The sequence below is a fragment of the Flavobacterium aeripolare genome (assembly GCF_013294025.1).
GTDB lineage: Bacteria > Bacteroidota > Bacteroidia > Flavobacteriales > Flavobacteriaceae > Flavobacterium.
In genome coordinates this window covers 58,056-73,138 of record NZ_JABSNL010000003.1, presented here as the reverse complement: position 1 = coordinate 73,138, position 15,083 = coordinate 58,056, and the positions used below count along the sequence as shown (strand labels likewise).

The window sequence follows — 15,083 nt, the reverse complement described above, 5'->3', positions numbered from 1 at the left end:
AATTTTAAAAATAAAATAATGGCATCAAAACCAAGTATACCTAAAGGAACGAGAGATTTTTCACCTACAGAGGTGGCAAAGCGTCAATACATCATGCAAATTATCAGAAGTAATTTTGAGAAATTTGGTTTCCAACCTATAGAAACACCATCGTTTGAAAATTCAGACACCTTGATGGGGAAATACGGTGAAGAAGGAGATCGTTTAATTTTTAAAATATTAAATTCAGGGGATTATTTGGCTAAAGCCAATGCAGCGCATTTAGAAGCTAAAGATAGCACTAAATTAACAGCAAGCATCTCTGAGAAAGCACTGCGCTACGACTTAACAGTGCCGTTTGCACGTTATGTGGTACAGCACCAGAACGAAATTGAATTTCCTTTTAAGAGGTATCAAATTCAACCAGTCTGGAGAGCAGACCGTCCACAAAAAGGTAGGTTTAGAGAATTTTTTCAGTGTGATGCAGATGTTGTGGGATCAACATCTTTATGGCAAGAAGTAGAATTAGTGCAGTTATATGATACTGTTTTTACGGCTTTAGGATTAGAAGGTGTAACAATCAAAATCAACAATAGAAAAATTTTATCAGGTATTGCTGAGGTTATTGGTGCATCAGATAAATTAATTGATTTTACTGTTGCTTTAGATAAGCTAGATAAAATAGGAGAAGACGGTGTTAAAAAAGAAATGATCGAAAAAGGAATCGATGCTGCAGCAATTGAAAAAGTACAGCCTTTATTCAATTTTACGGGATCAATTACAGAGAAGATCGAAAAATTATCACAACTATTAGCTTCTTCTGAAGAGGGAATGAAAGGGGTGGCTGAACTTCGTTTTATCTGTGATAATGTAACAAGCTTAGGTTTGGCAACTGCAGTATTAGACCTAGATGTAACACTTGCAAGAGGATTGAATTATTATACAGGAGCAATTTTTGAAGTTGCTGCGCCTAAGACCGTTGCTATGGGGTCTATTGGTGGAGGAGGAAGATATGACGATCTTACTGGTATTTTTGGACTAAAAAATATGAGTGGTGTAGGAATCTCTTTTGGACTTGATAGAATTTATCTTGTAGTAGAAGAACTAAATCTTTTTCCTGAAACAGTGACTGCTGCTACAAAAGCTCTTTTTATCAATTATGGTGATACCGAGGCGCTGTATGCAATGCAAGCAATTAAAGATTTGCGTGGAGCAGGAATTAAAGTAGAGTTGTACCCTGATAGTGCCAAAATGGCGAAACAGTTCCAGCATGCAGATAGACGTAGTATTCCTTTTGCAGTAATTGCCGGCGAAACAGAGATGGCAACAAATAACTATGCCTTAAAAAACCTTAGTACTGGTGAGCAAGTGAATCTTAGCCTTGAAGAACTTAAGGCTGCTTTGCTATAAAAAAAGTGTTGAGGTAGGGATATAAAAAAAGCTTTGTTGATAGAACAAAGCTTTTTTTAGTATAGGGTAAGCGCGAATTAATAATTTAGCGAATCGAAAAAACACCTTTTATGTCAGACGTCTCCGTCTCAGTTTTTCTTCGTATCAGAAACAAACTTATCAAAAAATAGTGATAATTGTCTTAAAATTATATTAAATTTTAATTTTAGTGACGTTATTTAATCAAAATGGTGGTTTATGACGTGTTTTAAGCTTAAAAATGAAAAGTGACAATTTGACATTTTTTAAGTTTTGGCAGTACTTTTGCCATCCAAAGAAAAGTGCAAAAATGAAGTTTAAGAATATATTTAAAAATACTAGTAATATGGCAGCTGAAAACACAGAAATCGATCAGAAAGTAGAAGATGTAACGATTGAGAACAACGCTAATGAAGAGCAAGTTGTGACCGAAGAATTAACTGTTGAAGAGCAATTAACGAGAGACTTAACACAAGAGAAAGATAAGTTTTTAAGACTGTTTGCTGAGTTTGAAAATTATAAAAGACGTACTACAAAAGAACGTATTGAATTGTTTAAAACAGCAAATCAAGAAGTTTTATTAGCGATGTTGCCAGTTCTTGATGATTTTGATAGAGCGATGATTGAAATCTCTAAGTCTGAAGATGAGCTTATGACAAAAGGGGTTGAATTAATTCATGAGAAATTAAAAAACACTTTAGTTACTAAAGGATTAGAGGTTGTAGATGTAAAAGCTGGAGACGCATTTGATGCTGATTTTGCTGAAGCAATTACACAAATACCAGCTCCTTCTGACAAGATGAAAGGGAAAATTGTTGATGTTCTTGAAAAAGGGTACAAATTAGGAGACAAAATTATCCGTTTTCCTAAAGTAGTAATCGGGCAATAGAGAAAGCACTTGAAGATAAAATAATTGTCTTTAATAGTATATCTAAAAAAAGGAGGCTAGTGCATACTAGTATTCAATAAAATACAAATTAAAATGAAACAAGATTTTTACGAGATATTAGGTATTTCTAAAGGTGCAGATGCTGCAGCTATTAAGAAAGCTTACAGAAAAAAAGCATTAGAGTATCATCCTGACAAGAATCCTGGCGACAAAGAGGCAGAGGAAAAGTTTAAGGTTGCGGCTGAGGCATACGAAGTTTTAAGTGATCCAGGTAAGAAAGCAAAGTATGATCAATATGGTCATCAAGCATTTGATGGTTCAGGAGGATTTGGTGGCGGCGGTCAAGGCGGCATGAACATGGATGATATCTTTAGCCAATTTGGAGACATCTTTGGAAGTGCTTTTGGTGGCGGTGGCGGCTTTGGTGGCGGTGGCGGAGGTCAACGTAGAACTAAAGGTAGCAACCTACGTATCAAAGTAAAATTGACATTAGAAGAAATTGCTAATGGTGTAGAAAAGAAGGTTAAAGTAAAACGTAAAATTCAAGCGCCAGGAGTATCTTATAAAACATGTGGTACTTGTCACGGTCAAGGTCAAGTGATGCGTGTTACAAACACAATTTTAGGTAGAATGCAATCTGCTTCTACTTGTCCTACTTGTGGTGGTTCGGGTCAAATTTTAGATAAAAAACCTGCTGAGGCAGATGCTCAAGGTATGATTCTAGAAGATGAAACAGTTTCAATAAAAATTCCTGCAGGTGTTGTTGATGGTATGCAATTAAAAGTTTCTAATAAAGGAAACGATGCACCTGGAAACAGCGTTCCTGGAGATTTAATCGTGGCGATTGAAGAACTTGAACATGAGTTTTTAAAGCGTGAAGCTGAAAACTTGCACTACGATTTATACATTGGTTTTGCTGAGGCTGTTTTAGGAGTTTCTAAAGATATCGAAGCAATCAACGGTAAAGTAAGAATCAAGCTTGAAGAAGGAATTCAATCAGGTAAGATTTTAAGATTAAAAGGGAAAGGAATTCCAAGTATCAATGGATACGGAAGCGGTGATTTATTAGTACATGTTAACGTATGGACACCTAAAACCTTGAACAAAGAACAAAAACAATTTTTCGAGAAAAATCTAGAAGATGAAAATTTTGTTCCTAATCCTGAAAAGTCAGACAAATCATTTTTTGAAAAAGTAAAAGATATGTTTTCTTAAGTTAAAGAAACAATACTAATGCTACTATTGCAGTAGTGTATAGTATACTATATTTCCCATCCTTGTGTAATGCGAGGGTGGGTTTTTTTATGTAACAATCCTAAAGATTTCGATACTAATTATTTACTTTTACACAGTCACAGTTTTTTGATAGTCATGCTGTGCATATAAATTCAACTTTTACATGAGTAACTTACTTGAAGTTAATAAGGTAGTAAAGCAGTACGGTGATTACGTGGCGCTTAACGAAGTTTCTTTGACTGTCCCTAAGGGCAGTATTTACGGCTTACTTGGTCCTAATGGCGCTGGAAAGACGTCTCTTATTCGAATAATAAACCAAATCACATTACCTGATAGCGGCCAAATAATTCTCGATGGTGAACCATTGCAGCCTAAACATGTACAATATATAGGGTATCTTCCAGAGGAACGCGGACTTTATACTAGTATGAAGGTAGGGGAGCAATGTTTGTACTTAGCTCAAATGAAGGGTTTGTCTAAGGCAGAAGCAACTAAACAATTAAATTACTGGTTTGACCGTCTAGGAATACAGGGATGGTGGAATAAAAAAATCCAAGAACTCTCTAAGGGGATGGCTCAAAAAATTCAGTTTGTTGTTTGTGTTTTACACAAACCTAAATTATTGATTTTTGACGAACCTTTCTCTGGTTTTGATCCCGTTAATGCTAATGTGATCAAAGACGAAATTCTAGCGCTAAGAGAGGATGGTGCTACAATCATATTTTCAACGCATCGTATGGAAAGTGTTGAAGAACTTTGTGACCATATTGCACTAATTCATAAATCTAATAAACTTATTGAAGGGGAGTTAGATACAGTGAAGAGACAATATAAAACCAATAGTTTTGAAGTAGGGATTCTATCGTCAAATGTGGAACAGTTGATGTATGCGCTTACTCAAAAATTTACAGTAAGTCCAGCCAACTTTAAGTCGTTAAATAACGAACTTAAATTAGCGGTACAGATAGGGAATGCTACACCTAATGAGTTGTTAAATATTCTCACACAGCAAGGACAGGTAACGCACTTTGTAGAGAAGATCCCAACAGTTAATGATATTTTCATACAGGCAGTTAGTCAGTAATTTCTATTTTAAATATTTAAAAATACATTAGTAAATGAGTATTATATCATTAATTATAAAAAGAGAATTTGTAGCCAAAGTGCGCAACAAATCCTTCATAGTAATGACTTTTTTGAGTCCGTTATTGTTTGTTGCTATCATCGCATTTATCACGTATTTAAGTTCGATGAAAGCAGATACAAAGGAAATTGCGGTTCACGATGAGTCGGGCTTGTTTGTCAAGGAGTTCACTACAAAAAATAAGAAGGACGATGCCTATAAATACATCGATCTCTCTACCACTGCAACTGCAGCCTTAAAAGATAGTATCACTAAGGAGCGCTACGAGGGACTTTTAATTATTCCGCAGTCTAAAAATGTGAGTGATTTAGAAACAAAGATTCAATTTGTGTCTAATAATAGTCCTAGCATTGTTTTTATTGAACAAGTTCAAAAAACGGTGGCAGATAAGATTACAAAAATTAATTTACATAAAGCTAATTTAGATACGCTAGCCATTCAAAATGCACAATCAAAAGTAAATATAAGCCTAGCAAAAGCGTCTGGGGAACAAAGTATAAAGGGAATAAACGAAATCAAAATCGCCATAGGTGGTGGATTTGGTTACTTGATTATGATGTTCATTATCATATATGGTAATATGGTGATGCGCAGTGTAATCGAAGAGAAAACAAACCGTATTATCGAAATCATCATTTCGTCGGTAAAACCGTTTCAATTAATGATTGGTAAAATTATAGGAACATCTTTAGCAGGTATCCTCCAGTTTTTTATCTGGGCTATTATTGGTCTATCTATCATGTTTGCTGCTTCAATGTTCTTTGGAGTAAATGTGGGTTCAGCCACAAAAATGCCACCTGAATTAATGAGTGAGGCACAAATGCAAATCACTAATACCGCACAATTATACATTACTGAATTATGGAACTTGCCTATTGCGGCTATTCTCATAGGATTTGTAGTGTATTTTATAGGAGGTTATTTTTTATACAGTTCGTTTTACGCAGCCATTGGTGCAGCAGTCGACAATCAAACAGATTCACAACAATTTTTAATTCCTATCATCATGCCACTTATGTTGAGTGTGTATGTTGGTTTTTTTAGTGTAATTAATGATCCGCACGGGACCGTTGCTGTAGTTTTCTCTATGATTCCGCTTACTTCTCCTATTGTAATGCTTATGCGTATTCCATTTGGCGTACCTTTGTGGCAAATCGCGATATCAGTGACTTTGTTATTTGTTACATTTTTTGCAGTGGTTTGGTTTGCAGCAAAAATTTACCGTGTAGGTATTTTAATGTATGGAAAAAAACCAAGTTGGAAAGAGCTTTATCGTTGGTTGAAATATACTGGATAAAAAGCTAAACTGTACTTTCGATAAAAAGAAATTGCATTTTGTATAACTAAGAAGTAGGAGCGAATGGCTTGATTTTTGTCAGTAAACATAGTACCTGCTGTACGCTGTATCTCTACGTCCCTAAAAATCGGGGCTTCGAGGATGCCGCTTCCATCAGGGCTAAAGAGGAGAAAATTGGCTTTTTTGCCTTCATTTTTCTTTCGGTGATAAAATAAATAGCTAATAATTACAACCAATTAATTTAAAGAAACATGCCAAAAATATTAATCATAGAAGACGAAGCAGCAATCCGAAGAGTGTTAGGTAAAATCTTATCTGAAGAAAATGACACCTACGAAGTAGAAGATGCTGAAGATGGTATTATTGGTTTTGAAAAAATTAAAAATAACGATTATGATTTGGTGCTATGCGACATCAAAATGCCAAAGATGGATGGTGTCGAATTATTAGAAGCCGTTAAAAAAATCAAACCCGAAATTCCTATGGTAATGATCTCTGGTCACGGCGATATGGAAACAGCAATTAATACGATGCGTATGGGGGCTTTTGACTATATCTCAAAACCACCAGATTTAAACCGTTTATTAAACACAGTTAGAAACGCATTAGACAAAAAGCAACTAGTAGTAGAGAATAAAATACTGAAGAAAAAGGTAAGTAAAAACTACGAAATGATAGGGGAAAGTGACGCTATCAATCTTATAAAAGTAATGATTGATAAAGTTGCTGAGACAGAAGCTAGAGTCTTAATTACTGGGCCTAACGGAACAGGAAAAGAGCTTGTTGCGCACCAATTACATGAAAAAAGTGAACGTGCAAATTTTCCTTTGATCGAAGTAAATTGTGCTGCCATACCTAGTGAATTGATAGAGAGTGAATTGTTTGGTCACGTTAAAGGTGCTTTTACATCTGCAGTGAAAGACCGTGCAGGAAAATTTGAAGCGGCAGATAAAGGAACGATTTTCTTAGATGAAATTGGAGATATGAGTCTTTCGGCTCAAGCTAAAGTATTACGTGCGCTACAAGAAAATATGATTACTAGAGTAGGAGCAGACAAGGATATCAAAGTAGATGTGCGAGTTGTAGCAGCTACAAATAAAGATTTAAAAGTGGAAATTGCCGAAGGCCGTTTTCGTGAAGATTTATACCATAGATTAGCAGTAATTTTAATTAAAGTTCCTTCACTTAATGAGCGAAGAGATGATATTCCACTACTAATCACCCATTTTACAAATAAAATAGCATCTGAGCAGGGAACTTCAGTAAAGAAATTTACAAAAGACGCTGTCAAACTATTGCAAGAATACGACTGGACAGGAAATATCAGAGAACTGCGCAACGTAGTCGAGCGATTAATTATTCTTGGCGGAAGCGAAATATCAGAAAGTGACGTGAAATTATTTGCATCAAAATAAAATAAACATAATGATGAAAAATCTTAATAAGAGGAAGTGTACTTCGTTATTTTAAGTTTTTGCATCGGAATCAAATAGAAATGAAATTAAAAAAATTAAACGAAGGTTTAAAGGATTCGTTGATTAACAACGGTTTGACAGCGGCAAATATTTTACAACAAGATACTTTTTCGACTATAAAAAGTGGAGCTGATTGTTTGATATTAGCACCTGTAGGGAGTGGGAAAACGACAACTATTGTGATTAACGTGATCCAGCAATTAGTAAAAGAAGGGGAGCAATCTCCTAGGGCTTTGATCGTTGTTCAAGATAAAGACAAAGTACTTGAGATGATATCCATGTTTGAAAAATATGGTAAGCATACTGATTTAACCGTATTTGGTGTTCATGAAAAAGGGGATATGGAATACGATAAGAACTTTATCTCTGGTGGAATTGATGTGCTTGTAGGTACTCCTGGAAAGTTAAGCGAAATGTTTACTACCGCTGGTTACAATGTAAACCGTTTAAAAATGTTTATTGTAGATGATGCAGATCCTATTTTAAAACTGCGTCACGAAACGAGAATCATGCGTATTTCTAACAGTATTGTCAAAACGCAACGCATCATATTTGCAACAGACCTTACAGAACGTGTGGAGTCACTTGCAGATAAAATGCTAGACGAACCGTTTGAATTTGATTTTGAACAAGAAGATTTTGAAGAAGAAGAGGATACTGACGAGGGAGAGGAAGCAGGAATAGAAAAAGAATAAGTAAAATATAATAATAAATAAGAACGCCATGGGATTAATGAAAGTATTTTCTGGAAGTGAAATTTTGGCTTTAGCCTTAAAAGAAAAAATTGAAGCGATTAATATAGATGTTTTAATGAAAGACAATATTCAATCAGGACGCTTAGCTGGTTTTGGAACTTCGGGTTCTGCAGTTGAGTTGTTTGTTCAAGAAACAGATTATGGTAAAGTACACCCAATAATCGAAGAATTTAGATTAAGTATCTAAGACAACAATAGCCTAATTATATTTAAACCCTGACATCATCACTAGTGACGCAGGGTTTTTATTTATATCTAAAATCTACTTATGAAATATAAAATGCTAGTGCTAGATATGGATGACACGTTGCTTAAAAACGATCATACGGTATCTAGTAAAAATAGAGAAATGCTTAAAAAGGCACAAGAAAAAGGTGTTCATATAATCTTAGCTTCTGGAAGACCTACGCCTGCAATGACGCAATATGCCACCGATTTAAATTTAGGGGAGTCCTATATTATTTCTTACAACGGTGCAGTGATCACTAACTTGAAAGAGAACCAAATCATCTTTGAACAAATGCTAACTAAGGAGCAAATTCACGAACTATACGATTATAGTGTTCAAAGAAAAACAGCTATTATTACCTATGTGGATGGAGCTGTGGTAAGTGAGAGTAGTTCTCAGTATATCGATATCGAATTGAACATTACAGGAATGCCGTTTAATAAAGTAGCGAACTTTAAAGAAACAGTAAACTCGCCAGCGGTAAAGTGTATTTTACTTGAAGATCCTGATTATTTGAAAACTTTAGAAAAAGATTTAAAGGAAACGATGCCGCATTTAAGTGTAAGTATGTCTAAACCTTTCTTTCTTGAAGTAGCACAACACGGAATTGACAAAGCAGCAAGTATTAAAATATTAGCTGAAAAGTTGGGTGTTTTACAAAGTGAAATTATTGCTGTAGGAAATGCAGGTAATGATTTAACGATGATTGAATATGCCGGTCTAGGCGTGTGGGTCGATAACGTAACACCAGAGTTGCGAGACAAAGGGAATGTTATTGTGGCTTCAAATAATGACGATGGTGTTGCTGAGGTCATTGAACGATTTATCTTGAATCAAGAATAGTAATAAAAAAACGCTCTTAATCTCATAATGTGAAGAGATAAAGAGCGTCTTTTTTTTAATGTTTTACCACATTTTTTAATTGCAGTAAATTGAGCGGATTCATACCCAAACCTGAAATGTTCTTTCGAGTAAATCGGGCAACCTTATCGTAGAATAAAGGAATTACGGGTGCTTCATTAATAATAATAGCATCCATTTTTTGATACAGTAAGTAGCGTTTCTCGTTTTCAGTTTCTTTAAAAGCTTGCTCGTACAGGCGATCAAATTCTGCACTTTTAAAGTGCGTATAATTAGGGCCTTCAGGGGCAAAGTTTTTACTATAAAATAACGACAGATAATTCTCTGCATCTGGATAATCTGCAATCCAGCTAGCTCTAAAGAAAGCCACTTTTCCTGTAGCAATCGATTGTCTTAATGTCGATGGCGGACTAATATCTACCTGCACATCTAATCCTATTTTTTGCCACTCTCGTTGCAAGAATTCTCCAATATCAACATATGAGGCATTTGTACTCAGTTGAATTAGCGGCTTTTTATCTCCAGTTGATTTTTTATATTCAGCTATTAAAGCCTTTGCTTTTTGAACATCATAAGAATATCCTACTGCATTATTAAAACTAGGTAACCCCATTGGGATCATTCCGTTTACAGCTGCAGTTCCCATATTATTGCGTAGATAAGTAATCATTTTTTGACGATCAAAACCATAGTTCATTGCTTGTCGTATGCGTTTGTCAAGCACTGCTTTATTGGTGCCATCCATTCTAAATCCCAAATACTCTGTGTTTAAGTATGGTCCCGTGATTAAATTTACATCGTCTTTATACTTTGGTTGTAATTCACCCATTTGTGTTAAGATTTCGTCTTTGTAAGATGGGTCTAGCCCTGAGGTAAAGTCAAGTTTGCCTTGAATAAATTGTAGAAACCCACTTTGTTTATCAGGTAGAAAAGTAATGGCAACAGCTTCAAGATGCGGCAATCGATTTCCACTGCTGTCTTTCTCAAAGTACAAGGGATTTTTACGAAGAACTAATTTTACGTTTTCCTCCCATAATTTAAATTGGAACGGACCAGTGCCTACCGGATGCGATCTAAAATCAGTGCCATAATGTTCAACCACTTCTCTAGGAACTACAGATGCATATTTCATAGTCATCAAACCTAAAAATGCTGGAAATGGTTTTATTAATTTTATTTCGAATGTACTGTCTGTAGTCGCTTTAAAACTGGAAACATTCTGTAAAACCCAACCTCCGGGGGAAGCTACTTTTTCATCTTTTAATCTATTGAGACTATATTCAAAATCTTGAGCTCTCACTGTTCGCGTACTATCTTTACCAAACAAACTGTTTTTTTGGAAGTAAACATCTTTGCGAAGAGTAAAAGTATAGGTCATGGCATCTTCACTGATTGTCCACTTTTTAGCGATATCTGGTATAATGTGCAAGCTGTCGTCAAGTTGTACTAAGCCATTGTAGAGATGGTTACAAGCCCAAATATTCGATTGCACTTTTGAAAAGGCGGGATCAAGAGAAGTGATGTTCGAACTTTCATTGTATTTAAAAACTAGCTTATCATCAATTTGCTCGCGGTCTTTTCCGCAAGAGACAAATGTTAATACAATACAAATTACTGATAGATAGCTGCTTATTGATTTCATTATAAAGAATATTGTATGTAAATTTGCAAACTCTTTTTACAAAGATGTAAATATAATAAGTTACTACTTAAAACGTAGTTTATCCCTATGGAAAACAGAAAAAAAGTTGCCTTTTATACGCTTGGATGCAAACTGAATTTTTCAGAAACATCTACTATTGCCCGTAATTTTCAGGACGAAGGTTTTGACCGTGTTGATTTTGAAGAAGTTGCTGATATGTATGTAATCAATACGTGCTCCGTTACTGAAAATGCTGATAAGCAGTTCAAACAAGTGGTTAAGAAAGCAATGAAATTAAATAACCAAGCTTTTGTCGCGGCAGTAGGATGCTACGCGCAGTTAAAGCCTGAAGAGTTAGCAGCAGTTGATGGTGTTGATTTAGTTCTTGGTGCTACTGAGAAATTCAAAATCACAGATTATATTAATGATCTTAGCAAAAACGATATGGGTGAAGTACATTCATGCGAAATTGCAGATGCCGATTTCTATGTTGGTTCGTACTCAATAGGAGACCGTACACGTGCTTTCTTGAAAGTACAAGACGGTTGTGATTATAAATGTACCTACTGTACGATACCATTAGCTAGAGGAATTTCTAGAAGTGACGAACTTGAAAATGTATTGAAAAATGCATCTGATATTTCTAAACAAGATATTAAGGAAATCGTGCTTACGGGTGTGAATATTGGTGATTATGGAAAAGGGGAATTCGGAAATAAAAAACACGAACACACTTTTCTTGAATTAGTACAAGCATTAGATAAAGTAGAAGGTATCGAACGATTACGAATTTCGTCAATCGAACCTAATTTGTTGAAAAATGAAACGATTGAATTTGTTTCAACAAGCAGAACGTTTGTTCCGCACTTTCATATTCCTTTACAATCTGGGAGCAATGACATATTAAAGTTAATGAAGCGTCGTTACCAGCGCGAAGTATATACAGAACGTGTGAACAAAATTAGAGAGGTAATGCCACATGCTTGTATAGGTGTGGATGTAATTGTGGGTTTTCCTGGTGAAACCGATGAGCATTTTCTAGAGACCTATCATTTTTTAAATGATATGGACATTTCTTATTTACATGTATTCACATACTCTGAAAGAGACAATACCGAGGCCGCAAATATGGATGGAGTCGTTCCTGGAAATGTGCGTGCTAAGCGTAGTAAAATGATGCGTAGTCTATCTGTTAAAAAACGCCGTGCTTTTTATGAAAGCCAGTTAGGAACTAATAGAACTGTTTTATTCGAAAGCGAAAATAAAGAAGGTTACATTCACGGATTTACAGAAAATTATGTAAAAGTGAAGACACCATGGAATCCCGAGTTAGTAAATACATTACATCCTATTAATTTGACTAAAATTGATGAAGACGGAAGTGTACGTTTAGAATTTATAGAAGCGCTAGTCTAAGTTGTAAGTCATAGTCTAAATAGTCTTTTAAAAGAAGTCTCACAAGCTGCAATGTTTTGTGAGACTTTTTTTTGGGGTGTTATTTGCACTTTCGAAAATAATACTATTTCTCCAATTAATTACACAATAGCGCCAGTATGGTATGATATTCGCTATCTTTAACTAAACAAACAAGAAACCAAAATGAAAAATTTATTATCAAGTTGTATTGCAGTATTATTTTTATCAATGGCTTTTAGCGCAACAACAGTTGCTCAAGAGAGTCCGAAAAAAGAGAGCCAATTATTACTTACTGATAAAGTAGCAGAGCCTACAAAAGCCGAAGCTGCTGCTATGAAAAAGGAGCTTAAAGCCGAAAAGCGTAGAAAATCTCAGGAAGAGCGTGCTGCAAAAGCCGCTATTAAAGCAGAAAAGAATGCCGCTAAACTAGCAGCTAGATCAGAGAAAGCAGCGATATCTGCTCAAAAAGCGCAAGCATCTGCTGAGAAAGCACAAGCGTCTGCAGAGAAAGCACAGAGAAAAGCTGAAAAAGAAGTAGCAAAAGCAGAGAAAGCAGCTCGTGCCGCAGCAAAAGCAAAAAAAGGGATTCAACCTGAAGAAATTGAAGAGACCGTAATCGAAGACAAGCAATAACACTTCGAGTATAGTAATCGAGCAGTTACCTTCAAACAATGAAGCAACTCGGTATCTAAGTTACAAATAGTAAAACCATTAGAAGATTTAGAAAATTAAGTGCAATACTTAGTGATCCTAATCTCTTAATGGTTTTTATTTTTTGTGGTTTGTATTCCTAAAAAACTTACGCTAGTCTTATGGATTTGTAGACCATATACCAGATTCTTTAATAAACACGCGACGGTTCAATTTTAATTGTGCGATAACTAATTCAGCAACATCTTCAGCTTGCATTACATTATCAGGGTTTCCATCAGTTAATTTTAAATCTTTAGCCATTTCAGTAGCTACAGTACTTGGTGTCAAGGCAGTTACACGTATGTTGTGTTTTCTAACTTCTTGCATCAATGATTCGGTTAAACCAAGAACAGCAAATTTAGAAGCACTATAAGCACTTGTCAAAGCGTTTCCTCTTTGTCCTGCAGTAGATGAAATATTGATGATGTCACCCGTTTGTCTTTCGATCATATTAGGTAATACAGCACGAGTTGCATAATAAGTTCCCATTAAGTTCACCTTGATAATGCGTTCCCACTCTGTTGGTTCTAATTCTAGGAATTTTCCAAAAGCAGCTATACCAGCGTTATTAATTAGGATATCGATAGAACCAAATTCTTCCATACCCTTTGCTACTGCTTGATTGATAGATTCGATATCAGAGACGTCAGCTGTGACAGCTAGTGCTTTCACACGCAGCGATCTTATTTTAGTTGCTAATTTTTCAATATCATCAGCTGTACGTGCAACTAGAATTACGTTTACACCTTCTTTAGCTAAGGCTAATGCAATTGCTTTACCAATACCTTTACCAGCTCCTGTTATTAATGCGTTTTTATTTTTTAAGTGGTTCATGTTGTTTTATTTGAATTGTAAGAAACAAAGTTAGCATTTTAGATTTTTTTAGCTGCCATTCAAAAGTGAAATTAATAATAAATATTTAGATGACTATAGGATAAATTGAGATCAAGTAAATCAAAATTGTTTCCTGTTGCGATTCTATAATATCTCCATGCATTGAAATGCATATATCTTTTAAAATAGCAACTTTTTCATAAAATCGTGTAAGTACTATTAGCATCAAATAAGTGAATTTTACAACATAGAAAAACACCCATTATGAAAAAATCAATCCTTATTTTAAATATTTTAATTGTTGCCTTAATGACTTCTTGTAAAGAGGCTAAAGAGACAGATAAAGTGATTACAGCTGATGCTACAACTACAAAAGAAGTGGAAGCTCCTAAGAGAGTAGAACCAAAAGTGGTTTCTTATCGCATGGTAAAAACGACCGAATGGCTTAAAAAAATCCAAAAAGACAGTTTGCAATTGCGAGTAGCCTATGCACTTAATAGAACGGATGCTGCTAATTTAAAAAGCTTAGATTCAATTGTAGTCACAGATGATGCTGCAGGAGATTTAGCATATTACATGCCTTTTCCACTAGAAGTAGCGAGTTTAAAGGACGTTAAAAAAATTATTTTCTTCTCGTATCCTACGCAAACTTTTGCTGCTTACGCAAACGGACATTTAATGCACACTGGTCCTACAAATATGGGTAGAAAAAAAGATCCAACGCCTACAGGTTTATTTTTTACTAACTGGAAAGCAGAGGAAACAACAAGTACTTTTAATGATGAGTGGGATCTAAAATGGAATTTTAATATCGAAAATAAATTAGGTGTTGGTTTTCACCAATATAGTTTGCCAGGTTATCCAGCCTCTCACTCTTGCCTGAGATTACAAGAACGTGATGCCAAGTACTTATACGAATTTGCAGATCAATGGGAACTAGCCGACAAAGAAACGGTGAAAGTAAAAGGAACTCCGGTAGTAGTTTTTGGAACCTATGATTTTGACGGAAAAAAACCATGGCTACAAGTGGTTAAGTCACCAAAGGCTTTAGCTATTACTGAGGATGAAATGGATAAAATTGTAACTCCTTTCATGGCAAGTATCATTAAAGAACAAAAAAATAGAATGACATTTGAAAGTCAATCAAAATAATTTACAAGAAAAACTCCTTTGAAAAAAGGAGTTTTTTTATGTTCAGTAATCTA

Annotated in this window: 14 protein-coding genes; 12 read left to right on the top strand and 2 right to left on the bottom strand. The window is 35.1% G+C overall.

The window, feature by feature from the left end:
* The first annotated feature begins 18 nt into the window (after positions 1-18).
* The 9 genes from hisS to HNQ00_RS04665 all read left to right on the top strand — a co-directional run bounded on the left by hisS (position 19) and on the right by HNQ00_RS04665 (position 9,275).
* Complete coding sequence (hisS, locus tag HNQ00_RS04705; RefSeq protein ID WP_173837180.1) at positions 19-1,389, top strand: histidine--tRNA ligase; 1,371 nt, start codon at positions 19-21, stop codon at positions 1,387-1,389.
* Positions 1,390-1,717: 328 nt separating this feature from the next.
* On the top strand, positions 1,718-2,296 hold the full coding sequence (locus HNQ00_RS04700; RefSeq protein ID WP_173837399.1) for a nucleotide exchange factor GrpE: 579 nt from the start codon (positions 1,718-1,720) through the stop codon (positions 2,294-2,296).
* Positions 2,297-2,389: 93 nt separating this feature from the next.
* Complete coding sequence (gene dnaJ / locus HNQ00_RS04695; protein ID WP_173837179.1) at positions 2,390-3,511, top strand: molecular chaperone DnaJ; 1,122 nt, start codon at positions 2,390-2,392, stop codon at positions 3,509-3,511.
* 184 nt (positions 3,512-3,695) lie between these two features.
* Positions 3,696-4,616, top strand: a complete 921-nt coding sequence (locus HNQ00_RS04690; protein WP_173837178.1) for an ABC transporter ATP-binding protein — start codon at positions 3,696-3,698, stop codon at positions 4,614-4,616.
* A gap of 34 nt (positions 4,617-4,650) precedes the next feature.
* Positions 4,651-5,973 (top strand): ABC transporter permease, encoded by a 1,323-nt coding sequence (locus HNQ00_RS04685; protein ID WP_173837177.1) that lies wholly within the window; start codon positions 4,651-4,653, stop codon positions 5,971-5,973.
* Between the two features lie 251 nt (positions 5,974-6,224).
* Positions 6,225-7,388: a sigma-54-dependent transcriptional regulator gene (locus tag HNQ00_RS04680; RefSeq protein ID WP_173837176.1), complete on the top strand. Its 1,164-nt coding sequence runs from the start codon at positions 6,225-6,227 to the stop codon at positions 7,386-7,388.
* An 80-nt stretch (positions 7,389-7,468) separates the two neighbouring features.
* Positions 7,469-8,143 carry a DEAD/DEAH box helicase gene (locus HNQ00_RS04675; protein ID WP_173837175.1) on the top strand — a complete coding sequence of 225 codons (675 nt, stop codon included), beginning with the start codon at positions 7,469-7,471 and terminating at the stop codon, positions 8,141-8,143.
* A 28-nt stretch (positions 8,144-8,171) separates the two neighbouring features.
* A complete protein-coding gene (locus tag HNQ00_RS04670; RefSeq protein ID WP_173837174.1) occupies positions 8,172-8,390 on the top strand; it encodes a DUF2007 domain-containing protein in 219 nt (72 codons plus the stop codon).
* Between the two features lie 81 nt (positions 8,391-8,471).
* Complete coding sequence (locus HNQ00_RS04665) at positions 8,472-9,275, top strand: Cof-type HAD-IIB family hydrolase (protein WP_173837173.1); 804 nt, start codon at positions 8,472-8,474, stop codon at positions 9,273-9,275.
* 55 nt (positions 9,276-9,330) lie between these two features.
* On the opposite strand, the gene HNQ00_RS04660 is transcribed toward HNQ00_RS04665, so the two are convergent.
* Positions 9,331-10,935, bottom strand: a complete 1,605-nt coding sequence (locus HNQ00_RS04660) for an ABC transporter substrate-binding protein (protein ID WP_173837172.1) — start codon at positions 10,933-10,935, stop codon at positions 9,331-9,333.
* An 87-nt stretch (positions 10,936-11,022) separates the two neighbouring features.
* On the opposite strand from HNQ00_RS04660, the gene mtaB reads away from it, so the two are divergent.
* Together mtaB and HNQ00_RS04650 are read left to right on the top strand one after the other, a co-directional pair.
* Positions 11,023-12,351 carry a tRNA (N(6)-L-threonylcarbamoyladenosine(37)-C(2))-methylthiotransferase MtaB gene (gene mtaB, locus HNQ00_RS04655; RefSeq protein ID WP_173837171.1) on the top strand — a complete coding sequence of 443 codons (1,329 nt, stop codon included), beginning with the start codon at positions 11,023-11,025 and terminating at the stop codon, positions 12,349-12,351.
* A 183-nt stretch (positions 12,352-12,534) separates the two neighbouring features.
* A complete protein-coding gene (locus tag HNQ00_RS04650; RefSeq protein ID WP_173837170.1) occupies positions 12,535-12,984 on the top strand; it encodes a hypothetical protein in 450 nt (149 codons plus the stop codon).
* Positions 12,985-13,161: 177 nt separating this feature from the next.
* Here HNQ00_RS04650 and HNQ00_RS04645 read toward each other — a convergent pair whose 3' ends face one another.
* A complete protein-coding gene (locus tag HNQ00_RS04645; protein ID WP_173837169.1) occupies positions 13,162-13,878 on the bottom strand; it encodes a 3-ketoacyl-ACP reductase in 717 nt (238 codons plus the stop codon).
* A 264-nt stretch (positions 13,879-14,142) separates the two neighbouring features.
* Between HNQ00_RS04645 and HNQ00_RS04640 the strand changes: the two genes are divergently transcribed.
* On the top strand, positions 14,143-15,030 hold the full coding sequence (locus HNQ00_RS04640; RefSeq protein ID WP_173837168.1) for a L,D-transpeptidase: 888 nt from the start codon (positions 14,143-14,145) through the stop codon (positions 15,028-15,030).
* Positions 15,031-15,083: the final 53 nt, after the last annotated feature.

Bases quoted from the DNA above. Each gene is read 5' to 3' on its own strand.
- HNQ00_RS04700 (WP_173837399.1), top strand. From the start codon at position 1,718: ATGAAGTTTAAGAATATATTTAAAAATACTAGTAATATGGCAGCTGAA.
- HNQ00_RS04640 (WP_173837168.1), top strand. From the start codon at position 14,143: ATGAAAAAATCAATCCTTATTTTAAATATTTTAATTGTTGCCTTAATG.
- HNQ00_RS04670 (WP_173837174.1), top strand. From the start codon at position 8,172: ATGGGATTAATGAAAGTATTTTCTGGAAGTGAAATTTTGGCTTTAGCC.
- dnaJ (WP_173837179.1), top strand. From the start codon at position 2,390: ATGAAACAAGATTTTTACGAGATATTAGGTATTTCTAAAGGTGCAGAT.
- HNQ00_RS04675 (WP_173837175.1), top strand. From the start codon at position 7,469: ATGAAATTAAAAAAATTAAACGAAGGTTTAAAGGATTCGTTGATTAAC.
- HNQ00_RS04680 (WP_173837176.1), top strand. From the start codon at position 6,225: ATGCCAAAAATATTAATCATAGAAGACGAAGCAGCAATCCGAAGAGTG.
- HNQ00_RS04690 (WP_173837178.1), top strand. From the start codon at position 3,696: ATGAGTAACTTACTTGAAGTTAATAAGGTAGTAAAGCAGTACGGTGAT.
- HNQ00_RS04665 (WP_173837173.1), top strand. From the start codon at position 8,472: ATGAAATATAAAATGCTAGTGCTAGATATGGATGACACGTTGCTTAAA.
- HNQ00_RS04660 (WP_173837172.1), bottom strand. From the start codon at position 10,935: ATGAAATCAATAAGCAGCTATCTATCAGTAATTTGTATTGTATTAACA.
- hisS (WP_173837180.1), top strand. From the start codon at position 19: ATGGCATCAAAACCAAGTATACCTAAAGGAACGAGAGATTTTTCACCT.
- HNQ00_RS04650 (WP_173837170.1), top strand. From the start codon at position 12,535: ATGAAAAATTTATTATCAAGTTGTATTGCAGTATTATTTTTATCAATG.
- mtaB (WP_173837171.1), top strand. From the start codon at position 11,023: ATGGAAAACAGAAAAAAAGTTGCCTTTTATACGCTTGGATGCAAACTG.
- HNQ00_RS04685 (WP_173837177.1), top strand. From the start codon at position 4,651: ATGAGTATTATATCATTAATTATAAAAAGAGAATTTGTAGCCAAAGTG.
- HNQ00_RS04645 (WP_173837169.1), bottom strand. From the start codon at position 13,878: ATGAACCACTTAAAAAATAAAAACGCATTAATAACAGGAGCTGGTAAA.